Source organism: Streptomyces sp. LUP47B (assembly GCF_001746295.1).
In the GTDB taxonomy this organism is placed as follows: Bacteria; Actinomycetota; Actinomycetes; order Streptomycetales; family Streptomycetaceae; genus Streptomyces.
This window is the reverse complement of sequence record NZ_MJAH01000022.1, coordinates 121,938-128,025: the sequence shown is the minus strand read 5'-3', so window position 1 is coordinate 128,025 and position 6,088 is coordinate 121,938. Positions and strand designations below refer to the sequence as shown.

Genomic DNA, 6,088 nt, shown 5'->3' with positions numbered 1-6,088 from the left:
GCCACACCCCGGCCCGTCCGCCCGTCGGCACCTCCAGGTGCAGTCCGATCCGGGCCAGCGGTCCCCGCCCGGCCAGTGTCCGGGTCAGCGGGCCCGCCAGCAGCGGCGCGCACAGCAGCGCGGRCACCGCGAGCAGCGCCGCCTCCAGTGCGGCGAGGCCCGCGATCCGGCCGCGGGAGGCGCCGCGCGCCAGCAGCAGCCGGCTCTCGCCGATGCGCTCGCTGCTCAGCAGCCCCGCCACCAGCAGCAGGGCGCAGCCCGCGAGGAGCACCAGTTGCAGGGCGATGATCAGCAGGGTCGAGCGGGAGACGAGCAGCGAACGGTCGGTGCGGTCGAGGACCTCGGGCAGCGAGGTCGACGCGGTCGTGGCGCCGCCGAGGGAGGACTCCTTGCGCAGCGCCGCGTTCCCAGCGACGGCCGTCTTCCGCAGCGCGTCCGAGCGCGCGGTCGTCACCGTCGCGAAGTCGGCCGACGCCAGCCAGCCCGACGCCCCGACGCTCACCGTCCCGTCGGCCAGCACACCGGCATCGGCGAGCAGCGGGCCGTACGTCGTGAAATCGAGCTTGTTGATGCCCCGCCCGTGCAGGTCGTCGAGAAGCCAGTACGGGTCGTCCGCGCGGACGGGCCGGTACAGGCCGGTCACCGTCACCCGCACCGCCGGGCCGCGCAGCCGGTCGGTGAGGGTGAAGCGGGCGCCGCGGCCGAGATCGAGGGCACGGGCGGCGGCCTGCGGGAGCGCCACCTCGACCAGCCCGTCGGCCCGCCTCGGCAGCCGCCCCTCGACCAGCCGCACCCGGCTGCGGTCCAGGGCCGCGAAGTGGGTCAGATCCGGGTCCCCGGACCGATCCCGCTCGGGCTGCAGCGACCGCGGCAGCGCGTACGGACCCGACCGCAGGAACGTCCGCACGGCCACCGGCAGCCCGTCGAACGTCTGCCGCGCCACTTCGCGTACGGCGGTGTCGGCGGCCGTACGACGATCCTCGGGTACGTCGGCCTTGACGACCAGCGCGGTGTCGGCGGCGTTGCGCGGGTCCTGGAGGGCGTGGCGCAGGGCCGCGTCACCGATCGCGCCGGAGTAGGCGGTGAGGGTCGCGAGGACCGCGGTGGTGAGCAGGACCGTGAGCAGGGCCGCTGCGAGGAGCAGCCGGTGCGCCCGCGCACGCAGTAACACCAAACGCGCGATTCCCCCGAACCCCGTCACCCGGCCCCCCGCCGTGTTGTGCAGATCTCCGGGCGAGGATGTCAGAGGTGGTGCTCACGGGTAAGCGCTTGTAGCGCGGGCTTGACCGGATTGTGACCGGAATCCGGCGTCGGGCAACCGGAAAGCGACCGGAATCCGGCACTCAGTGACTGGTGGTCAGTCGGCGGTGTTCACCATCGAAGAGGCCGCGTACGTCAGGTAGTTCCACAGCTGTGTCTCGTGCTCCTCGGACAGGCCGAGCTCGTCGACGGCGTCCCGCATGTGCTTCAGCCACGCGTCGTGTGCCTCGCGATTGACGACGAAGGGCGCGTGGCGCATCCGCAGCCTGGGGTGGCCGCGGTTGTCGCTGTACGTCGTGGGGCCGCCCCAGTACTGCATCAGGAACAGTGCGAGGCGCTCCTCGGCCGGGCCGAGGTCCTCCTCCGGGTACATGGGCCGCAGGACCGGGTCCTCGGCGACTCCCTGGTAGAAACGGTGGACGAGGCGGCGGAAGGTCTCCTCCCCGCCGACCTGCTCGTAGAAGGTCTGCGTCTGAAGCGTGCCGCGCCGGATCTCTTTCACGTCAACCATGGTCTCAGACCGGGTGGAGGAGGACTCAAGGCTTAGGACCTCCGGCGCTCAGGGTGCAGAGTGGAGGTATGGGCACGCACGCTCTCGACAGGGATCTCACCGAACTCGCCGCCTCGGCACGGGCCGCGCTGGTGCGGGAGATCGACGCGAGCGGGGCCTGGGTCGGCGACCCGGTGTGGCGGGAGGCCTTCGAGGCGGTGCCCCGGCACCTGTTCGTGCCGTACTACTACGTCGGCGTCGTGGGGGGCTACGAGCGACGGTGGGGCGAGAGCCCGGACCCGCGCACCCGGGAGAAGTGGCTGCGCGGGGCCTACGCCGACGCCCCGCTGGCCACCCGGCTGCGGGACGGCGAACTGGTCTCCTCCAGCAGTCAGCCCTCGCTGATGGCGATGATGCTGACCGCGCTGCGGGTACGGGACGGCGACCGGATCCTGGAGATCGGCGCCGGCACCGGCTACAACGCGGCCCTGCTGGCGCACCGGCTCGGCGACGACCGCGTCACCACGGTCGACCTGGAGCCCGAGATCACCGAGTCGGCGCGCAGACATCTGGCGGCCGCCGGGTACCACCCCGCCGTCGTCACCGGCGACGGCGCGCGCGGAGCGCCCGAACGCGCTCCCTTCGACCGGATCATCGCCACCTGCACCCTGTCGTCGGTGCCGGTCGCCTGGCTCGCCCAGTGCCGCCCCGGCGCACGGATCCTGAGCCCGCTCGCCACCGGGCTGATCGCCCTGACCGTCCGGGACGCCGGTCACGCGGAGGGACGCTTCCTGCACACGCCCGCCTACTTCGTGCCGTTGCGCGGGGCGAGCCGGCACGAGGAAGGGTTCGTCGAGTGGGACGGGGTGCCGCGCCGGGCGCGGGAGAGCGAGCTGTTCCGCTTCCTGCTGACGCTGACCCGGGACACCCTCGAACCCCGGGAGGCGTACGCCCTGTGGGAGCGCGAGGGGCAGCCGCGCCGTGAGCGGTACGGCATCACGGTCAGCGGAGAGCGGGAATGGGCGTGGCTGGACGACCCGGAGGGGCCGTACACCTGGCCCCTCCGGTGACGCGGACAGGCCCTAGCCGCGCCGGATCGTGATCGTCGTCCAGGCGCCGACGTGCACCCGGTCGCCGTCCTGGAGCGGCACCGGCACGAACGGCGTGATGGGTTCCTCGGCGCCGTTCACGGTGGTGCCGTTCGTCGAGTTCTGGTCGACGACCGCCCAGGAGCCGTCCGGCTGCTGGACCAGCACCGCGTGCTGGTGCGAGACGCCCGGGTCCTCCGGCGGAACCGACAGGTCGACGTCGGGGGTGTCGCCGGTGGAGTGCCGACGGCGGCCGATGGTGACCTGGTTGCCGGTGAGCGTGCGCTGCTGCTCGGGGGAGTACGCGGGCAGGTTCAGGCCCGCGGCCTCGGGGCCGGAGCGCTGCATCATCGCCAGGAAGTAGTCGCGGTCCGGGCCGATGGTCGCGGTCCAGGTCGCCGGCTGCTGCGGGAAGGACGGGCCGGGGGGCGCGGGCGGGGCCTGGGTGGAGCCGGGCTGCGGGTAGCCGTAGCCGCCGGGGCCACCAGGACCACCGGGGCCGCCGCCGGGGGCGGTGGAGGACGGCGGGGAGAGGACCCAGTCGTCGGCGCCGCCGCCGAAGGACTGACCGCCTTGCTGGGGCCGGTTGGTCTCCTGCGGGAAGGCGGGCGGAGCGGATGCGCCCTGCGCCTGGAAGCCCTGCGGGGCACCGCTCGTGGCACCGGGGCCGGCGGGCGGGGTCGGTCCGGGGGGCGGCGGGACCGGGCGGGAGGGGTCGGCACCGAAGTTCGGCGGACCGCCGGGGTTGCCGCCGGGGCGGGACGGGTCGCCGGGAAAGCCCTGCGGGCCACCGGGGCCGCCGGGACCCGAGGGGCCGGGCTGCGTGGGGTGGCCGCCGTAGCCCTGCGGGCCGCCGGGGCCGGAGGGGCCGGGCGGGGCCGGGTTGGAGCCGGGCTGCGGGTAGCCGTAGCCACCTGGTCCTTGGTTTCCGGGACCGCCGGGGCGGGAGGGGTCGCCGGGGTAACCGGAGGGGCCGGGGCCGCCCTGCCGGGAGGGGTCCGGCGGGAAACCGGAAGGTCCGGGGGCGCCGGGGCGTCCGGGGTCGCCCGGGAAGCCCTGCGGGCCACCGGGGCCGGAGGGGCCGGGACCGCCGGGCCGCGACGGATCGCCGGGGTAACCGGAAGGACCGGGACCGCCGGGGCGGGAGGGGTCGCCGGGATAACCGGAGGGGCCGGGACCACCCTGCCGGGAGGGATCCGGCGGGAAACCGGAAGGACCGGAGGGGCCCGGTGCGCCAGGGCCGCCGGGGCGCGAGGGGTCACCGGGGAAGCCCTGCGGACCACCGGGACCGCCAGGGCCGGCACCGGGACCGCCGGGTCCACCGGGGCCGCCCGGGCCCGCACGGCCCGACGGCTCCGAGCCGAAGGGGATCGGTTCTGCGGGGCGGTTCACCTGGGACGGGCGGGAGCCCTGGTACTCGTACGAGTCACCGCCGCCGAAGGACGGACCGGGCCCCGCCTGCTGCTGGAAGTGCGAGGGCGGGCCGCCGGAACCGGCCGGCGGGCGCGGGGCGGCCGGGGTGTACGAGGTCGCCGTGTTGGTCAGGAAGTTCCACCGGCACTCCTCGCAGAAGGGCGCACCGCCCTCACGGGGGGTACGGCACTGCGGGCAGAGCTCCGGCTCGGCGTCCGGTACGGCGGACAGATGCGGACGTCCACCGGGCTGGCCTCCGGGGCCACCGGGCGGCGGGAAGCCGTATCCGCCTCCACCCGGACCGGGCGGCGGCGGAGGGGGCGGAGGTACGGCACCGGCCATGCGGTGACCGCAGACCTCGCACCAGTCGTCGGAACCCGACTGGTGTCCGTTCGGGCAGGTCGGCATGTCGGCGCTTCCCCCTCTCGGATCAGGGAACTACTACGTCACTTCTTTACACGAACAGTCTTTGTCGACCGGGTCTCGAGAGTCATCTCGTCGGCCTCCTCGACCTTCGCCTTCAGTCGCACAGTACCTGTCGTGGCGTCGACGACGTCGACCACCTTCGAAAGCAGTTTCGCAGTATCGGCGTTCCCGGAGTTGTTCGCGAGCTGGACGGCCCGGCCCAGTTTGGCCGTTGCTCCATCGATATCGCCCGCCTTGCGCAGATCGAGCCCTTGCTGGATGGCTTGCGCCAGTTCGGCCTGGCCGGTGTAGTGGGCGACTTGGGGGTTGATCGACGTCGAGGCGACCATGTCGTCGGTCCACACGGCCCTCACGAGACCCTGCGCGCCCAGGTTCTGCGTCGAGCCGTCGGGCTGCGGGACGACCAGGGAGACCCGGGCCGCGAGCATCTCCTGGCCGACGTTGGCGGCTGGGACCTCGACGCAGACGTGGTAGTCACGGGACTCGTCTCCCCAGGAGCCGGTGGGATAGTCCCCGGCACGCGGACCGGCCTCGGTGCGGCGGCCGGTGAGCTCCTCGACGGTGGGCGCGACCTGCTTGACGAACTTGATGGTGGTGCCGACCGGGGTCCACACCCTCAGGGCGACGTCCGCGACCTCCTTGCCCATGGCCGCCTCCATCATCTGCGTGAAGTCCCCGGCGAGTTCCGCCGGGTCGGCGACGATGTCGGCGGTGCCGAGCAGGGCGGAGGCGATCCCTGTGACTTCTTTCACTTCCCAGTCGGTGCCCACGCCCCGGGCGTCACAGGTGAAGCGCCCCGCACACGCGCCGAGGGAGGCCTTGAGATCCTCCGGCGCCTCGTGTTCGTTGCGGCCGTCGGTGAGCAGGATGCCGTGGCGGATGGCGACCTCCGCCGAGGACAGCAGCCGGTCGGCGAGGCGCAGCCAGGTGCCGATGGCCGTGCCGCCGCCCGCGCTGAGCTTGCGCAGCGCCTGCTTGGCCTGACCACGGGTGGTGGCGTCGGCGACCGCGAGACGGCCGTTGCCCGGATACACCTCCTTGGCCACGTGCGTGCCGCCGATCACCGCGAAGTGCACACCGTCGCGCAGGGTGTCGATCGCGGCGGCGGTGGCGTCGCGGGCGTTGCGCATCTTGGTCGGCGGGTAGTCCATGGAGCCCGAGCAGTCGACCATGATCGCGACCGCCGCCGAGGGTCCCTGTTCCGCCGACCAGAGGTGCGGGGCCGCGACCGCGCTTCCGATCGTGCCACCGCCGGTCGAGGTCACCGTGACGATCGCGTTGACCTCGCGGCCGCCCTCCGGCAGGTACTCGTTCTGGTAGACGTCCATCGAGAACTGCGGCGCGTTCGACTTCGAGAAATTGGCCATGCCTACTCAAATCCCCCTCGCGAACCCCACAGGCGTGGGGCGAT

The 6,088-nt window shown here is 73.6% G+C and carries 4 protein-coding genes and 1 pseudogene; 1 reads left to right on the top strand and 4 read right to left on the bottom strand.

Going from position 1 to position 6,088, the window contains the following annotated elements:
• Both BFN33_RS43520 and BFN33_RS43515 read right to left on the bottom strand, forming a co-directional pair.
• A pseudogene (locus BFN33_RS43520) lies at positions 1-1,171 on the bottom strand (ABC transporter permease); the annotation flags it as partial.
• Positions 1,172-1,357: 186 nt separating this feature from the next.
• A complete protein-coding gene (locus BFN33_RS43515) occupies positions 1,358-1,771 on the bottom strand; it encodes a globin (protein ID WP_069765753.1) in 414 nt (137 codons plus the stop codon).
• Between the two features lie 68 nt (positions 1,772-1,839).
• On the opposite strand from BFN33_RS43515, the gene BFN33_RS43510 reads away from it, so the two are divergent.
• Positions 1,840-2,820 carry a methyltransferase domain-containing protein gene (locus BFN33_RS43510; protein ID WP_069765752.1) on the top strand — a complete coding sequence of 327 codons (981 nt, stop codon included), beginning with the start codon at positions 1,840-1,842 and terminating at the stop codon, positions 2,818-2,820.
• Between the two features lie 12 nt (positions 2,821-2,832).
• Here the strand turns inward: BFN33_RS43510 and BFN33_RS43505 are convergent, their stop codons facing one another.
• Together BFN33_RS43505 and BFN33_RS43500 are read right to left on the bottom strand one after the other, a co-directional pair.
• Complete coding sequence (locus BFN33_RS43505; RefSeq protein WP_069765751.1) at positions 2,833-4,659, bottom strand: FHA domain-containing protein; 1,827 nt, start codon at positions 4,657-4,659, stop codon at positions 2,833-2,835.
• Positions 4,660-4,697: 38 nt separating this feature from the next.
• A complete protein-coding gene (locus tag BFN33_RS43500; RefSeq protein WP_069765750.1) occupies positions 4,698-6,044 on the bottom strand; it encodes a VWA domain-containing protein in 1,347 nt (448 codons plus the stop codon).
• Positions 6,045-6,088 lie beyond the last annotated feature (44 nt).